Here is a 14,854-nt window from a genome sequence, read left to right as displayed (position 1 = left end):
CCCACCCCCTGCTGCGCCCCTGGGCCGACCAGGTGCGCCGCCGCCTGCGGGACGTCGACTGGCGGCTGCTGTCCGACCTGGTGCCGGTCCCCACGATCTCGATCGCCGGCTTCACCTGCACGCCGCCGTCCACGTCCCTGCCGGACCTGGAGCTGGAGCTGGCGACGATGCGCGGCGCCGCCGACCGCGTCCGCGCGGACCTGGACGAGATCCCGCGCCCGCGCACGAAACGTGTCCAGGCCCTCTACGACGACCCGGACGAGGGCCTGGAACGCCTGGCCGAGGAGGTGCGGGCCTACTGGCGGGCGGCGATGGCGCCGTACTGGCCGAAGATCAGGTCGCTGCTGGAGGGAGAGATCCTGCACCGCGCGAGGCTGCTGGCCGAGAGCGGTCTCCAGCGCATGCTCGCCGACCTCGACGACGCCGTCACGTGGGAGGACGGCACGCTGAGCATCCGCCACCGGTACGCCTCGGGCGAACGCTCGCTACGCGGCCAGGGGCTGTTGCTGGTGCCGTGCGTGTTCGCCTCGCCGCGGGTGTTCTCGATCACCACGCCGCCGTACCAGCCGACCGTGCGCTACCCGCCGCGCGGCATCGCCACGCTGTGGGAACGCCGCGAGACGGAGCCCCCGCAGGCGCTCGCGGCCGTGCTCGGCCGCACCCGCGCCCGCCTGCTGGCCGAGCTCGACCAGCCCGCCTCCACGCGCGCCCTGGCCCAGCGCACCGGCCTGTCGGAGCCGGGCGCGAACCAGCACCTCACCGCGCTGCGCCGGGCGGGTCTCTGCACGGCCCACCGCACGGGGCGCTACGTGTTGTACGCCCGTACGGCGACGGCCGAAGCGCTCCTGTCGGGCGGCGGCTACTTCGACGAGACCCCGACGCCGAGGTCGAACTCCCGGTAGACGCGTGCCCAGAACCCGTCACGCAGCCACACCCGAGCCTCCGGGTAGGGCCGCAACGAGTGGCCGAGCTCCTTCTCCGCCTCGATCAGCAGCTCGGTGTCGATCACGGTGGGCAGGATCGGGCCGGGCAGCAGGTCGCGGATGTTGTCGCGACCGCGGGTGAGTATCCACTTCTGCGCGACGTGCTCGCCGACGTCCTCGACACGCGGCCGGCTCGGGCCGAGCTTGGCGACCTGGCCGGGCTTGGCCTGCGGTTTGACGGGCGCGCGGCCGGCGAAGACCTGCGCGGGCGAGGGCGCGGCCGGCGGCGTGACCGCCACGGGCTGCGGAGCGCGGCTGAAAAAGGGCCTCAGGAAATCAGCAGTGATCACTTCAACGGTGTCGGACTCCCACACCAGGCGTTCGGCCTGGTTGGTGCCGTACGGCGGCTCCACGCCCCACAGGTGGATGCGCACGCCGTACGCCTGGGCCGCCTCGACCGCCGGGACCATGTCCTCGTCGCCCGCAAGCAGGATCGTGTCGGTCACCGCGTGATGCCGGGCCAGCGCCTCCAGGTCGCTCCGGATCTGCGCGTCAACGCCTTTCTGCTGGCCACGGGCGTTCAGGTTGCCAAGCCGCACCTTCACCCAGGGAAGCTGGGCGATGACACGCTGGTCGACGGTCGGCACGCGGTCACGGGCTGCGTCATACCAATAGATCCGCAAGAGTTCGCCGGAAATACGTTCCTCTGCATGTTTCTGCAGACTCTGGATGAGCTCATCCGCGGCCACCCGATATTCCTTGCGTTCCTTCGCGCCGAGCAGCACTTCACCTGCCGCCGCGTACAGATAACCGACATCCACTAGGACGGCATACTTTGCTGCCACAGGATGCGGCATGAGGTCTGGGATGGCCATGTCGTCCTCCAGGCCGCGGTGTTAGTTGATCGGCTGACTATATACGCCTACTTTCTCTAGATAGTCCCAACTCCCGAGGAACTTGACACCCGATTCCCTCGATCCATCTAGGGTAGTGCGCTCATCCGCCATGCCGACTTCCCTGGGGCGACGGGCTTACGCATCGCTCTAGCTGGGTTTCGCCATGTTTGACTTCTCGGAACGGGGCGCGGCTCCGGTTGGGCGTGTCGTGTCGCGAGCACGATGACGAGCGCGGCGATCTCCTCCGGTGTGGCGTCGCCGCGCACAATGCGCAGATCTGGCGTCATAGCGGGATGTTCCCATGCTTCTTCGGCGGGAGTGTCGCGCGCTTGTTCCGCAGCGCACGCAGCGCCCTGACCACCTGGGGGCGGGTGTCGGACGGCCGGATCACCGCGTCCACGTAGCCGCGCTCGGCCGCGATGTACGGGTTGGCCAGGGTGTCCTCGTACTCGGTGACAAGTTCCGCGCGCCGCGCGTCGGGGTCGTCGGTGGCGGCGAGTTCGCGCCGGTAGAGGATGTTGACCGCGCCCTGCGCGCCCATGACGGCGATCTGCGCCGTGGGCCAGGCCAGGTTGATGTCCGCGCCCAGGTGTTTGGACCCCATGACGTCGTACGCGCCGCCGTACGCCTTGCGGGTGATCACGGTGATCAACGGGACGGTGGCCTCGGCGTAGGCGTACAGGAGCTTGGCGCCGCGGCGGATGATTCCGTTCCATTCTTGATCCGTTCCGGGAAGGAATCCCGGTACGTCGACAAATGTGAGGATCGGAATATTGAAGGCGTCACATGTTCGGATGAATCTGGCGGCCTTCTCGGATGCGTTGATATCGAGGCATCCGGCGAAATGCATGGGCTGGTTGGCCACGACGCCCACCGGCTGGCCGTCCAGCCGGCCGTACCCGACCACGATGTTCGGCGCGAAGAGCGCGTGGACCTCCAGGAACTCGCCGTCGTCCAGCACCCGCTCGATCACCCGGTGCATGTCGTACGGCTGGCCGGCCGAGTCGGGGATGAGCTCGTCCAGCTCCGGATCGGGATCGAGGTCGGCCGCCGGTTCGTAGACCGGCGCCTCGTCCAGGTTGTTGGACGGGAGGTACGACAGCAGCGTCTTGACGTACTCGAGCGCGTCCTGCTCGTCGGCGGCCTGGTAGTGGGCCACGCCGGACCTGGTGTTGTGCGTGTGGGCGCCGCCCAGCTCCTCGAACGTGACCTCCTCACCGGTCACCGTCTTGATCACGTCGGGCCCGGTGATGAACATCTGCGACGTCTGGTCGACCATGACCACGAAGTCGGTCAGCGCGGGGGAGTAGACGTGGCCGCCGGCCGCCGCCCCCATGATGAGCGAGATCTGCGGGATCACGCCCGAGGCGTGCACGTTGCGCTTGAAGATCTCGGCGTACAGGCCGAGCGCGACCACGCCCTCCTGGATGCGGGCGCCGCCGCCCTCGTTGATGCCGATGATCGGGCAGCCGGTCTTGATCGCCAGGTCGAGCACCTTGACGATCTTCTCGCCGTAGACCTCGCCCAGCGAGCCGCCGAAGACGGTCACGTCCTGGGAGAACACGCACACCTGGCGGCCGTCGATCGTGCCGTGCCCGGTGATGACGCCGTCGCCGTACGGGCGGCGGCCGTCGAGCCCGAACATCGTGGAGCGGTGCCGGGCGAACTCGTCGAACTCCACGAACGAGCCCTCGTCCAGCAGCGCCAGCACCCGCTCCCTGGCGGTCATCTTGCCTCTGGCGTGCTGCTTCTCCACCGCCGCCGCCGACCCCGCGTGCGCGGCCTCACCGAGGCGCCGCTCCAGATCGGCGATCTTCCCCGCAGTGGTGTGGATGTCCGGTTCTTCCGGTAGGGGCTGGGCACTGCTCATGCGCGCCAGGGTATCCCCCTCCTACAGTGGAGCCATGACGGATGCGGTTCGCACCCACGGCCTGTTCAAGCGCTTCGGTGAGCAAGTGGCGGTCGCGGGGGTCGATCTCGCCGTCCCGGCCGGGAGCTTCGCGGGCCTGGTCGGGCCCAACGGAGCGGGCAAGACCACGACGCTCAGCATGATCACCGGCCTGCTCCGTCCCGACGGCGGCTCGGCCGAGATCGACGGGTTCGACGTCTGGCGCGACCCGGTCCAGGTCAAGGCCCGCATCGGGGTGTTACCGGAAGGGCTGCGGCTGTTCGAGCGGCTGTCGGGGCGCGAGCTGCTGCTCTACAACGGCAGGCTGCGCGGCATCCCCAAGGCCGACGTCGAGCGGCGCGCGGGCGAGCTGCTGTCCGTGATGGACCTCACCGACGCCGCCGACAAGCTGGTCGTCGACTACTCCACCGGCATGCGCAAGAAGATCGGGCTGGCCGCCGCGCTGCTGCACAACCCGTCGGTGCTCTTCCTCGACGAGCCGTTCGAGGGCGTCGACCCGGTCAGCGCCGACACGCTCACCGAGGTGCTGCGGCGCCTCACCGCGTCCGGCGCCACCGTGATCTTCTCCAGCCACGTGATGGACCTGGTCGAGCGGCTGTGCGACTGGGTGTCGGTGATGAGCGCGGGCCGCATCGTGGCGCAGGGCCCGCTGGCCGACGTACGCGGCGGGCGCAGCCTCAACCAGGCGTTCCTCGACCTGGTCGGCCGCTCGCCTCAGGACGGCCAGGCCGACCTGAGCTGGCTCGGCGCCCGTCCCGAGGCCGGCCGATGACCACACCCAGCCCCACCACCGCACCCGGCCCCGCGCCCGGGGCCGGGAACGGCGTGCTCGGCACCGTCGGGCTGTTCGCGGAGCTCAAGCTGCGGCTGCTGGGCGGCAACCTGCGCGGCGACGCCCAGCGCAAGGTCGCGTTCGTCCTCACCCTCGTCGTGGCCCTCGTCCTGGCCGCGCTCGGCTTCTTCCTCATGAGCCTGCTGAGCCTCGCGCCCGACGACATCGCCTTCTCGGTCACGGTCATGGCGTACGCGTCGCTGCTGGTCAGCTGGATGGTCATGCCGCTGCTCGCCTTCGGCCTGGACGACACGCTCGACCCGGCGAAGCTGGCGCTGTTCCCGCTGCGCACGCGCGACCTCGCGCTCGGCCTGTTCACCGCGTCCGTGACCGGCGTCTGGCCGCTCGCCACGCTCGTCGTCACGTTCGGCGGGATCACCGCGCTCGCCTCCGGGCCCGGCGGCGTGCTCCTCGGGGTGCCGGCCGTGCTGCTGCAGTTCGCGCTCTGCGTGGTGGCGTCCCGCCTCGTCACCACGGTGTTGTCCGGAGCGCTGCGCAGCCGGCGCGGGCGCGACCTGCTGGCCGTCTCCGTGATCCTGGTCGTGCTGGTCGCGCAGGTACCCAACCTGATGATGAACCGCGGCCTGAGCGATCCCACCGCGATGCTGCACCAGATGGCCGTTGTGCTGCGCTGGACGCCGCCCGGCATGGCCGCGCACGCGATCGCCGACGGCGGCCTGGCCGGGCTCGCCGAGATCGCGGTCCTCGCCGTGCTCGTGGTGTTGTGCGGCTGGTTGTGGATCAAGGCGCTCGGCCGCGCCCTCGTCACGCCCGAGGCGTCCGGGAAGTCGGCCTCCGTACGCAGGGAGCGCGGCCTCGTCGACCGGCTGCTGCCCGACGGCCCGCTGGCGGCCGTGGTGACGAAGGAGCTGAAGTACATCAGGCGCGACCCGCGCTTCCGGGTCAACTGGGGCAGCGCCCTGTTCCTGACGCTCGTGCTCGGCATCTCGATGGGCGGCGACCAGCCGTCCGACGGGCAGGCCGTCTTCCTGGCCCTGCTGGGCGCGCTCATGATCGCGCTGATGGCGGGCAACGTGTTCGGCATCGACGGCCGCTCGTTGTGGATGAACGCCGTCGTCTTCGGCGCCGAGCGCGACCTGCGCGCCGACCTCGCGGGCCGGCACCTGGCCAACGCGATGATCGCGGTGCCGGTGCTGGCCGTGATCGCCGTCGGCAGCGCCCTGTACACCGACCAGGCCGCGCGGATCCTGCCCGCCCTGCTGGCCTCCTGGGGCATGCTCGGCGTCGGCCTCGGTGTCGGCTCGGTCACCAGCGTGCTCCTGCCGTACACCGTGCCCGACCGGATGAACGCCTTCACCGGCGCGGCCCCGGGCCAGGGCGGGCAGGCGTTCGCCGGGGCGGTGGCCGCCGCGGTCGCGATGATCGCGCTGGCGGCGCCGTTCGTGGTGCCCATGTTGCTGGGTGTGCTCTGGGTGTCGGCGGCGGCGCCGTTCTACGGCCTGCTCATCGCCGCCCTCGGCCGCCGCCTGGCCGCCCGAGTCGCCCACCGACGCATGCCCGAGCTCCTCGAAGCCGTGTCCAAACCCACGTAATTCACGGCCTCGCTCCGCAAGACCGGCTCGATGGCCTGGAAGTTCACAGTGGTCTAGTCCAATGGGCGAGACCGGTCTACGGCTGCGGAACGCGAGTCGATATCTTCGAATCATGATTGACCAGGGGCTCGAGCGACGCAGCGCCGCCGCGACCGAGATGCCGGAAGAGCTGCGCCACGACGTGCGCATGCTCGGCCGGCTGCTCGGCCAGGTGCTCGCGGAGCAGGGCGGCGAAGACCTGCTGGCCGACGTCGAACGGTTGCGCAAGGCGGTCATCGCCGCGCGCAGAGGAGAGGTCTCGGCCGACGAGATCACCGAGATGGTGGCGGGGTGGGAGATCGAGCGCGCGGTGCAGGTCGCCCGCGCGTTCACCTGCTACTTCCATCTGGCCAACCTGGCCGAGGAGCACTATCGGATCCGCACGCTGCGCGAGCGGGACGCCGAGGGCCGGGTGCAGCGCGAGTCGCTGGCACAGGCCGTGCAGGAGCTCGGCCACGAACGTGTCACCGAGCTGGTGGCGGGCCTGGAGCTGCACCCGGTGCTCACCGCGCACCCCACCGAGGCGCGCCGGCGCGCGGTCGTCACCGCGATCCAGCGCATCAGCGGTCAGCTCACCGAGTACAACACCCCCGGCCGCGGCGCCTCCGAACGCGCCGAGAGCAAGCGCCGCATGCTGGAGGAGATCGACCTGCTGTGGCGTACGGCCCAGCTGCGCTCGACCAAGCTCGACCCGCTCGACGAGGTGCGCACCGCCATGGCCGCCTTCGACGAGACGCTGTTCCGCATGGTGCCGCAGGTCTACCGCTCGCTGGACGCCGCGCTCGACGAGCGCACCGGCACCCGCCCGCCGCAGGCCAGGCCGTTCATCCGGTACGGCAGCTGGATCGGCGGCGACCGCGACGGCAACCCCAACGTCACCGCCCGCGTCACCCGCGAGACCATGCAGATCCAGTCCGAGCACGTGTTGTCGGCCCTGGAGGCCGCCTGCTCGCGCATCGGCCGCACGCTCACCGCGTCCGCGCCGCTGTCCCCCTGCTCGCCCGCGCTGCGCTCGGCGCTGGCCGCGGCCGTCGACGCCTATCCCGACGTGGTCTCCGAGCTGGCCACCCGCTCGCCGCGTGAGCCCCACCGGCAGTGGCTGCTCTTCGTGGCCGCGCGCATCGCCGCCACCCGGCGCCGCGACCTCGACCTCGCCTACCGCTCGCCCGCCGAGCTGCTGGCCGACCTGCGGCTGGCCCAGGAGTCGCTGGCCGCCTCGGCGCCGCGGCAGGCGTACGGCGAGTTGCAGCACCTCATCTGGCAGGTCGAGACGTTCGGCTTCCACCTGGCCGAGCTGGAGGTGCGCCAGCACTCCCAGGTGCACGCCGCGGCCCTGGAGGAGGTGCGGGCGGGCGGCGAGCCGTCCGAGCGCACCGAAGAGGTGCTCGCCACGATCCGGGTGATCGCCTGGATCCAGGAGCGCTACGGCGTCACGGCCTGCTCCCGCTACGTCGTCTCCTTCACCCGCTCGGCCGACGACATCGCGGCGGTCTACGAGCTGGCCCGGCACGCCCTCGGCGACCGCGCGCCGGTGCTCGACGTGGTGCCGTTGTTCGAGTCGGGCGAGGACCTCGCCAACTCGCCGCGCGTGCTGACCGGCATGCTCGACATCCCGGAGGTGCAGCGGCGGCTGTCCGACACCGGCCGGCGCATGGAGATCATGCTCGGCTACTCCGACTCGGCCAAGGAGCTCGGCCCGGCCGCGGCCACGCTGCGGCTGTACGAGGCGCAGGAGGCGCTCACCGCCTGGGCCGCCGAGCACGACGTGAAGCTGCGCATGTTCCACGGCCGGGGCGGCGCGCTCGGCCGCGGCGGCGGCCCGGCCAACCGGGCGGTGCTGGCGCAGGCCCCGGGCTCGGTCGCGGGCCGCTTCAAGGTCACCGAGCAGGGCGAGGTCATCTTCGCCCGCTACGGCCACATCGCCATCGCCCGCCGCCATCTGGAGCAGGTGGCCAACGCCGTGCTGATGGCGTCCTCGCCCGCGGTGGGAGAGCGCACGGCGGCCGCCGCCGAGCGCTTCCGCGGCCTGGCCGAGCAGGTGGCCACGGCCTCCGAGCGGGCCTACCGCGCGCTGACCGAGGCGCCGGCCTTCCCCGAGTGGTTCGGCCTGGTCAGCCCGCTGGAGGAGATCGGCACGCTGCGCCTGGGCTCCCGCCCGGCCCGCCGCGGCCTCGGCGCGCCGCGCTCGCTCGACGACCTGCGCGCGATCCCGTGGGTGTTCGCCTGGGCGCAGACCCGGGTCAACCTCCCCGGCTGGTACGGCCTCGGCACCGGCCTGGCCGCCGTCGGCTCCCTGGAGGAGCTGCGGGCGGCGTACGCGGAGTGGCCGCTGTTCAACGCGCTGCTCGACAACGCCGAGATGTCGCTGGCCAAGACCGACCGCTCGATCGCCGAGCGCTACCTCGCGCTGGGCGGCAGGGAGGACTTCACCCGCCAGGTGCTGGAGGAGTACGACCGCACCCGCGAGCTGGTGCTGCGCGTCACCGGCCACAAGCGGCTGCTGGAGAACCGCAAGGTCCTCTCGCGCGCCGTCCAGCTGCGCGACCCGTACGTCGACGCCCTGTCACACCTGCAGCTGCGGGCGCTGCGCGCGCTGCGCACCGGCGCCCCGTCGGAGCAGGAGCGCGAACGCCTGTCCACCCTCCTGCTCCTGTCGGTCAACGGCGTGGCGGCCGGCCTGCAGAACACCGGCTGAGCCTCACGCGGCCACCCGCTCGGCGCCCGCGTAGACGTTGCAGCGTTCGCCGCGCAGGAAGCCGACCAGTGTGATGCCGAACTCCCTGGCGAGATCGACCGCCAGGGAGGACGGCGCCGATACCGCGCACACTGCGGGGATGCCGGCGGCGAGGGCTTTCTGCATGATCTCGTAGCTGGCGCGGCCGCTGACCATGAGGACGTGGTCGGTCAGTGGCAGCCGGTCGTTCATGGCGGCCCAGCCGACGAGTTTGTCGACGGCGTTGTGGCGGCCGACGTCCTCGCGGGCGGCGACGAGTGTTCCGGCGGGGGTGAAGAGTCCGGCGGCGTGGAGTCCGCCGGTCTTGCCGAACACGCCTTGGGCGTTGCGTAGTGCGCCGGGCAGTCCGTAGAGCAGGTCGGGGGTGAGTTTCAGTTCGCCTGGGGGGAGGGGGCGGCAGCGGTCGTGGAGGGATTCGAGGCTGGCTGAGCCGCAGACGCCGCAGGCGCTGGAGGTGAGGAAGTGGCGGTCGAGGGCGGGCAGGTCGGGGATGGGGCCCTTCAGGTGGACGGTGACGGTGTTGTAGCGGGCCTCGGGCGGGATGTCGTCGTCGGTGCAGTAGGCGATGGCGGCGATGTCACCCGGTCCCGCCAGGCCCTCGCCGCACAGAAACCCGGCCGCCAGCTCGAAGTCGTGCCCTGGGGTGCGCATGGTGATGGCCGCCGTGCGCCGCGAGCCGTCGGGCGCTGACATGCGGATCTCGAGCGGCTCTTCGGTGGCCAGGTCGTCGCGGCGGTCCCTGGCCGTGGGGCCGGACAACTCGGTGATGCGGATGCGGGTCGTCGGACCCGGGCGCACCCTCACAGCGCCTCCACCGCGACGCCGGACGCGCCGTCCTCCAGCCGTACATCACCCTCCGGCCAAGGGGTCTCCCGGCCCGCAGGGTGCACAAAAATGCTCATACTTCATCATCACTCCTGGTCAGAGATGCCGGTGACCCGGGGGCCGGGGCCTGGGCACCCACCGCCGTCCGCGAAGATGGGGAGATGCCCGAGTCCCGCTACTCCGACCTCGACCGCCCGCCCCTGTCCGAGGCGGCGCTCAACCGCGCCCTCGTGCGCCCCGGCTCGTTGTGGACCGGCGTCACGGTCGTCGACAGCACCGGCTCCACCAACGCCGACCTGGCCGACGCCGCCCGCGGCGGCGCACCCGAGGGCACGGTGCTGGTGGCGGAGGAGCAGCGGGCGGGCCGCGGCCGGCTGGGCCGCGCGTGGTCGTCGCCGCCCCGCTCCGGGCTGACGTTCTCGATCCTGCTGCGGCCCGGCGTGCCGGTCGCCGCCCACGGCTGGCTCACCCTCCTGTACGCCGTCGCCGCCGCCTCCGCCGTACGCCGCCTGGCCGAGGTCGACGTACGCCTCAAGTGGCCCAACGACCTGCTGATCGGCGAGCGCAAGCTGGCCGGGGTGCTGGCCGAGCGGGTGGACGACGCCGTCATCATCGGCATGGGCCTGAACGTCACGCTCAGGCCCGACGAGCTGCCCGCCGAGACGGCCACGTCGCTCGGCATCGAGGAGGCCGCCTGCCTCGACCGCGACCCGCTCCTCAGGGCGGTGCTGCGCGAGGTCGAGAGCCACTACCGAGACTGGACCGAGGCGAAGGGCGACGCGGAGGCGGCCGGGCTGCGCTCGGCGTACCTGGCCTCGAGCGCCACGGTCGGGCGGCGGGTCAGGGTGCAGCTGCCGGGGGAGACGACGCTGACCGGGCAGGCCACCGGCATCGACCACTTCGGCCACCTGCAGGTCGACGCGGCGGGCGAGCAGTACACGCTCAGCGCGGGCGACGTCGTCCACGTCCGCCCGGCCGCCTGAGCGGGCTCTGCCCGTTCTCCCGGCGTCGTAGCCGTGGCGTGAGCGATGGTGGCAGCATGTGCCCATGGCCCTTCCCGACCATCATCTGACGCAGGGAGAGCGGCGCGTACGATCCTTCCACCCGCACTGGAAGCGTCTCATCGGCCCGTTCCTCGCGCTGCTCCTCATCGCCCTGGCCTCGGCCGCGGCGATCTACTTCATCCCGGCCGACTTCGCCTACGCGACCTACGCCAGGATCGCGGTCGTCGTCATCGCGCTCATCCTGCTGACGATCTGGTCGTTCGTGCCCTACCTGCAGTGGAAGAACACGGCGTACGTGCTCACCACCCACCGCTTCACGATCAGCACCGGCGTGCTCAACAAGTCGACCGACGAGATCCCGATCACCAAGGTCAACACCGTCAGCTCCGACCAGACGTTCCCCGAGCGGCTGCTCGGCTGCGGCACGCTGACGGTCGAGTCGGCGGGCGACCGGGGCGAGATCGTGCTGCGCGACATCCCGAAGATCCAGGACGTCCGCACCGACCTGTTCCGGCTGGTCGAGGACGCCTCCGACGGTGAGCTCGACGGCCGCTGACATACCCTCCTACGGGTGAGCGAACAGCGCCGGCCGACGGCCGAGGACATCGAGCTGCTGCTGGTCGGCCTCCCGCCCCGCCACACCCGGGCCCAGGTCGCGGCCGAGGCCGGCGTGTCGCAGGACCTGGCGGCCCGCATCTGGCGCGCCCTGGGGTTCGCGCAGCGGGCCGACGACGCCGTGGCGTTCACCGACGCCGACGTCGCCGCGCTGCGCCGGGTGCGCCGCATGCTCGACGGCGGCCTCGACGAGCAGACCGTGATCCGCATGGCCCGCGCGCTCGGCCAGACCACCGCGCGGCTCGCCCAGTGGCAGGCGGAGATCTTCGTCGGCGCCACCCTGCCGGAGGAGCGCACGGAAGGAGACCTGGCCGCCCTGCTCGGCGCGGCGCAGAAGGTGCTGCCCGACTTCCAGCACGTCCTCGTGCACGTCTGGCGGGCCCAGCTGGCCGCGGCCGGCACCCGGCTGCTGGCCATGGCCGACGTGCACGACGAGCTGACGCCGACCCGCGTGCCGCTGGCCGTGGGGTTCGCCGACCTGGTGTCGTTCACCCGGCGGGCCCGCGAGCTCGACGAGAGGGAGCTGGCCGACCTGGTGGAGGGGTTCGAGGCGCGGGCCTCCGACGTCGTCGCCTCCCACGGCGCCCGGCTGGTCAAGACGCTGGGCGACGAGGTGCTGTTCACCGCCGGCACGGCGGAGCAGGCGGGGGCGATCGCGCTCGACCTGGTCGAGACCGGCGAGCTGCGCATCGGCATGGCGTACGGCCCCGTGGTGCCCATGATGGGCGACGTCTTCGGCACGACCGTCAACCTCGCCGCCCGCCTGACCGCCATCGCCCGGCCGGGCACGATCCTCGTCGACGCCGAGCTGGCCGAGGGTATCGACGGGCGCGAGGGGTACGCGCTGCACAAGATCCGGCGCCGCCCCGCGAGAGGGCTCGGCGTGGTGCAGCCCTATGTCTTGCGGAGATCATCCTCCTGACACAAGATGGCTGGCATGCCGTACGAAGTGCAGGGCGTCATCGCCCGAGGCAAGGGCCAGGAAGTTTCGCTCGAGACGGTAATCGTCCCGGACCCGGGTCCGGGCGAGGCGGTGGTGAACGTGCAGGCCTGCGGGGTCTGCCACACCGACCTGCACTACCGCGAGGGCGGCATCAGCGACGACTACCCCTTCCTGCTGGGCCATGAGGCGGCGGGCGTGGTCGAGGCGGTCGGCCCCGGCGTCACGGAGGTGTCCCCGGGCGACTTCGTGATCCTCAACTGGCGCGCGATCTGCGGCCAGTGCCGGGCCTGCCTGCGCGGCCGTCCGTGGTACTGCTTCAACACTCACAACGCCGCGCAGAAGATGACCCTCAAGGGCGGCACCGAGCTGTCGCCCGCGCTCGGCATCGGCGCGTTCCTGGAGAAGACCCTGGTGGCGGCGGGCCAGTGCACGAAGGTCTCGGCCGAGGCCCCGGCGCAGGTCGCCGGCCTGCTGGGCTGCGGCGTCATGGCCGGCATCGGCGCGGCCATCAACACCGGCGGCGTCACGCGCGGCGACAGCGTGGCGGTCATCGGCTGCGGCGGCGTCGGCGACGCGGCGATCCTGGGCGCGTCGCTGGCCGGCGCGGCGACGATCATCGCGGTCGACGTGGACGACCGCAAGCTGGAGTGGGCCCGCGGCTTCGGCGCCACCCACACGGTCAACTCGCGCGAGAGCGACCCGGTCGAGGCGGTCAAGGAGCTGACCGGCGGGTTCGGCGCCGACGTGGTCGTCGAGGCGGTGGGCCGGCCCGAGACGTACGAGCAGGCGTTCTACGCCCGCGACCTGGCCGGCACGGTGGTGCTGGTCGGGGTGCCGACGCCGGAGATGAAGATCGAGCTGCCCCTGCTCGACGTGTTCGGCCGCGGCGGCTCGCTGAAGTCCTCCTGGTACGGCGACTGCCTGCCCTCGCGCGACTTCCCGATGCTCATCGACCTGTTCCTGCAGAACCGCCTGCCGCTCGACAAGTTCGTCACCGAGACGATCGCCCTCGACCAGGTCGAGGAGGCGTTCGACAAGATGCACCGCGGCGAGGTGCTGCGCTCGGTGGTGGTGCTCTAATGGATCCGCAGCGTAGCGAGGACATCCGTTACAGCCTTCCGGGCGCAGATCGGCAGGAGGCACTGTGATCGACCGGGTCATCACCTCGGGCACGTTCTCACTCGACGGCGGCACGTGGGACGTCGACAACAACGTCTGGCTGGTCGGCGACGCCCGCGAGGTCGTGATCGTCGACGCCGCCCACACCGCGGGGCCGATCGCCGAGCGGGTCGGCGGGCGCTCGGTGAAGGCGATCGTCTGCACCCACGCGCACAACGACCACATCAACGCCGCCCGCGAGCTGGCCGAGCTGACCGGGGCGCCGATCCGCCTGCACCCGGCCGACCAGGTGTTGTGGGAGCAGGTCTACGGGCCCGAGGTGACCTACGAACCGCTGGCCGACGGCGAGAAGCTGATGGTGGGCGGGATCGCGCTGCAGATCCTGCACACCCCCGGCCACGCGCCGGGCGCGGTCTGCGTCCACGCACCCGACCTGGGGGCGGTGTTCAGCGGCGACACGCTGTTCAAGGGCGGTCCCGGAGCCACCGGACGGTCCTTCAGCTCGTTCGACACGATCATCGCGTCGATCAGGGAACGGCTGCTGACGCTGCCGTCCGAGACGGTGGTGCACACCGGTCACGGCGAGTCGACCTCGATCGGCGCGGAGGCGCCCCACCTGGAGGAATGGATCGCCCGGGGGCACTGACACCGGGGACACGGGACTGTGACCGAGCCAACATAGGCAAGCCTAACCAAAGTGGGCTAGCTTAGGTGTGCCTAACCTAAAGGCGTCCCTTGTTCCCCCGTGCGAGAGGCATGTCCCCCGATGTACGTGTGCATTTGTCGTGCTGTGACCGAGAACGAAGTGCACGACTGCATCGCCGCCGGGGCCACCAGCGCCAAGCAGATCCGCGACACCACAGGTGCCGGTGGGGACTGTGCCCGTTGTGTACGGAAGATCTGTGCCATCCTGAAAAGGACTGAAGAACTCACGACCGCATAGCCGGGATAGCAGCGAGGGGCCCGTTCATGCAGGGCGACAAGCAGATCATCGAGTTGCTCAACGAACAGCTGACCGCGGAGCTGACCGCGATCAACCAGTACTTCCTGCACGCCAAGATGCAGGAGAACTGGGGGTACACCAAGCTCGCCGAGCACACGCGCGACGAGTCGATCGAGGAGATGCGCCACGCCGAATGGCTGACCGAGCGCATCCTGTTCCTCGAGGGCCTGCCCAACTACCAGCGCCTCGGCACCCTGCACATCGGCCAGACGGTGCCGGAGCAGCTCCGGGCTGACCTGGACGTCGAGCTGGCGGTGGTGCAGCGGTTGCGGCCGGGGATCCAGCTCATGCGCGAGAAGGGCGACATCACCTCGGCGCGCATCTTCGAGCAGATCCTCGAGGACGAGGAGAAGCACATCGACTACCTGGAGACCGAGCTCGGCCTGATCGGCAGCCTCGGCGAACAGCTCTACCTCGCCCGCTACGCCGAGCCGCCGTCGTCCGACGACGACTGACCGC

15 protein-coding genes are annotated in these 14,854 nt (G+C 71.2%); 11 read left to right on the top strand and 4 right to left on the bottom strand.

The features are described 5' to 3' along the window. On the top strand, nt 1-902 hold a 902-nt coding region (locus tag C1J01_RS20350), incomplete at its 5' end, for an ArsR/SmtB family transcription factor (protein ID WP_111180572.1). Here the strand turns inward: C1J01_RS20350 and C1J01_RS20345 are convergent. The 3 genes from C1J01_RS20345 to C1J01_RS20335 all read right to left on the bottom strand — a co-directional run bounded on the left by C1J01_RS20345 (nt 860) and on the right by C1J01_RS20335 (nt 3,689). Further along, a complete protein-coding gene (locus C1J01_RS20345) occupies nt 860-1,798 on the bottom strand; it encodes an NYN domain-containing protein (protein WP_111180570.1) in 939 nt (312 codons plus the stop codon). The two genes, C1J01_RS20350 and C1J01_RS20345, sit on opposite strands and share 43 nt — an antisense overlap. Nucleotides 1,799-1,905: 107 nt before the next feature. Further along, nucleotides 1,906-2,106 carry an acyl-CoA carboxylase subunit epsilon gene (locus tag C1J01_RS20340; protein ID WP_111180569.1) on the bottom strand — a complete coding sequence of 67 codons (201 nt, stop codon included), beginning with the start codon at nt 2,104-2,106 and terminating at the stop codon, nt 1,906-1,908. After that, nucleotides 2,103-3,689, bottom strand: a complete 1,587-nt coding sequence (locus C1J01_RS20335; protein WP_111180568.1) for an acyl-CoA carboxylase subunit beta — start codon at nt 3,687-3,689, stop codon at nt 2,103-2,105. The genes C1J01_RS20340 and C1J01_RS20335 overlap by 4 nt, the downstream gene beginning before the upstream one ends. Nucleotides 3,690-3,723: 34 nt before the next feature. On the opposite strand from C1J01_RS20335, the gene C1J01_RS20330 reads away from it, so the two are divergent. The 3 genes from C1J01_RS20330 (at nt 3,724) to C1J01_RS20320 (ending at nt 8,847) form a co-directional block, all read left to right on the top strand. Then, the gene (locus C1J01_RS20330; RefSeq protein ID WP_111180567.1) at nt 3,724-4,500 is read left to right on the top strand and encodes an ABC transporter ATP-binding protein; all 777 of its coding nucleotides are present in this window, start codon (nt 3,724-3,726) and stop codon (nt 4,498-4,500) included. Further along, nucleotides 4,497-6,113 carry a hypothetical protein gene (locus tag C1J01_RS20325; RefSeq protein WP_111180566.1) on the top strand — a complete coding sequence of 539 codons (1,617 nt, stop codon included), beginning with the start codon at nt 4,497-4,499 and terminating at the stop codon, nt 6,111-6,113. Before C1J01_RS20330 ends, C1J01_RS20325 begins: the two co-directional genes overlap by 4 nt. A 112-nt stretch (nt 6,114-6,225) precedes the next feature. Continuing rightward, nucleotides 6,226-8,847, top strand: coding sequence for a phosphoenolpyruvate carboxylase (locus tag C1J01_RS20320; RefSeq protein WP_111180565.1), 2,622 nt, complete (start codon nt 6,226-6,228; stop codon nt 8,845-8,847). A gap of 3 nt (nt 8,848-8,850) precedes the next feature. Here the strand turns inward: C1J01_RS20320 and fdhD are convergent, their stop codons facing one another. Continuing rightward, nucleotides 8,851-9,690 (bottom strand): formate dehydrogenase accessory sulfurtransferase FdhD, encoded by an 840-nt coding sequence (fdhD, locus tag C1J01_RS20315; protein ID WP_111180564.1) that lies wholly within the window; start codon nt 9,688-9,690, stop codon nt 8,851-8,853. Between the two features lie 182 nt (nt 9,691-9,872). Between fdhD and C1J01_RS20310 the strand changes: the two genes are divergently transcribed. The 7 genes from C1J01_RS20310 to bfr all read left to right on the top strand — a co-directional run bounded on the left by C1J01_RS20310 (nt 9,873) and on the right by bfr (nt 14,850). Next, nucleotides 9,873-10,694 carry a biotin--[acetyl-CoA-carboxylase] ligase gene (locus C1J01_RS20310; protein WP_111180563.1) on the top strand — a complete coding sequence of 274 codons (822 nt, stop codon included), beginning with the start codon at nt 9,873-9,875 and terminating at the stop codon, nt 10,692-10,694. A 64-nt stretch (nt 10,695-10,758) separates the two neighbouring features. Continuing rightward, nucleotides 10,759-11,271 (top strand): PH domain-containing protein, encoded by a 513-nt coding sequence (locus C1J01_RS20305; protein WP_111180562.1) that lies wholly within the window; start codon nt 10,759-10,761, stop codon nt 11,269-11,271. Between the two features lie 15 nt (nt 11,272-11,286). Next, a complete protein-coding gene (locus C1J01_RS20300; RefSeq protein WP_111180561.1) occupies nt 11,287-12,252 on the top strand; it encodes an adenylate/guanylate cyclase domain-containing protein in 966 nt (321 codons plus the stop codon). Between the two features lie 15 nt (nt 12,253-12,267). Beyond that, nucleotides 12,268-13,353: an S-(hydroxymethyl)mycothiol dehydrogenase gene (locus tag C1J01_RS20295; protein WP_111180560.1), complete on the top strand. Its 1,086-nt coding sequence runs from the start codon at nt 12,268-12,270 to the stop codon at nt 13,351-13,353. 64 nt (nt 13,354-13,417) lie between these two features. Then, complete coding sequence (locus C1J01_RS20290; protein WP_111180559.1) at nt 13,418-14,038, top strand: MBL fold metallo-hydrolase; 621 nt, start codon at nt 13,418-13,420, stop codon at nt 14,036-14,038. Between the two features lie 120 nt (nt 14,039-14,158). Beyond that, nucleotides 14,159-14,335: a (2Fe-2S)-binding protein gene (locus C1J01_RS20285; protein WP_111180558.1), complete on the top strand. Its 177-nt coding sequence runs from the start codon at nt 14,159-14,161 to the stop codon at nt 14,333-14,335. A gap of 26 nt (nt 14,336-14,361) precedes the next feature. Continuing rightward, the gene (bfr, locus tag C1J01_RS20280; protein WP_111180557.1) at nt 14,362-14,850 is read left to right on the top strand and encodes a bacterioferritin; all 489 of its coding nucleotides are present in this window, start codon (nt 14,362-14,364) and stop codon (nt 14,848-14,850) included. Nucleotides 14,851-14,854: the final 4 nt, after the last annotated feature.

Source organism: Nonomuraea aridisoli, assembly GCF_003236395.1.
Lineage (GTDB): Bacteria > Actinomycetota > Actinomycetes > Streptosporangiales > Streptosporangiaceae > Nonomuraea > Nonomuraea aridisoli.
Note: the sequence above shows the minus strand (reverse complement) of the source record. Positions and strands in the feature narration are given on the sequence as shown.

What these genes read in the sequence shown, in the direction of transcription:
- C1J01_RS20285 (WP_111180558.1), top strand. Translation starts at nt 14,159, where the DNA reads ATGTACGTGTGCATTTGTCGTGCTGTGACCGAGAACGAAGTGCACGAC.
- bfr (WP_111180557.1), top strand. Translation starts at nt 14,362, where the DNA reads ATGCAGGGCGACAAGCAGATCATCGAGTTGCTCAACGAACAGCTGACC.
- C1J01_RS20345 (WP_111180570.1), bottom strand. Translation starts at nt 1,798, where the DNA reads ATGGCCATCCCAGACCTCATGCCGCATCCTGTGGCAGCAAAGTATGCC.
- C1J01_RS20325 (WP_111180566.1), top strand. Translation starts at nt 4,497, where the DNA reads ATGACCACACCCAGCCCCACCACCGCACCCGGCCCCGCGCCCGGGGCC.
- C1J01_RS20305 (WP_111180562.1), top strand. Translation starts at nt 10,759, where the DNA reads ATGGCCCTTCCCGACCATCATCTGACGCAGGGAGAGCGGCGCGTACGA.
- C1J01_RS20330 (WP_111180567.1), top strand. Translation starts at nt 3,724, where the DNA reads ATGACGGATGCGGTTCGCACCCACGGCCTGTTCAAGCGCTTCGGTGAG.
- C1J01_RS20335 (WP_111180568.1), bottom strand. Translation starts at nt 3,689, where the DNA reads ATGAGCAGTGCCCAGCCCCTACCGGAAGAACCGGACATCCACACCACT.
- C1J01_RS20310 (WP_111180563.1), top strand. Translation starts at nt 9,873, where the DNA reads ATGCCCGAGTCCCGCTACTCCGACCTCGACCGCCCGCCCCTGTCCGAG.
- C1J01_RS20340 (WP_111180569.1), bottom strand. Translation starts at nt 2,106, where the DNA reads ATGACGCCAGATCTGCGCATTGTGCGCGGCGACGCCACACCGGAGGAG.
- C1J01_RS20295 (WP_111180560.1), top strand. Translation starts at nt 12,268, where the DNA reads ATGCCGTACGAAGTGCAGGGCGTCATCGCCCGAGGCAAGGGCCAGGAA.
- C1J01_RS20320 (WP_111180565.1), top strand. Translation starts at nt 6,226, where the DNA reads ATGATTGACCAGGGGCTCGAGCGACGCAGCGCCGCCGCGACCGAGATG.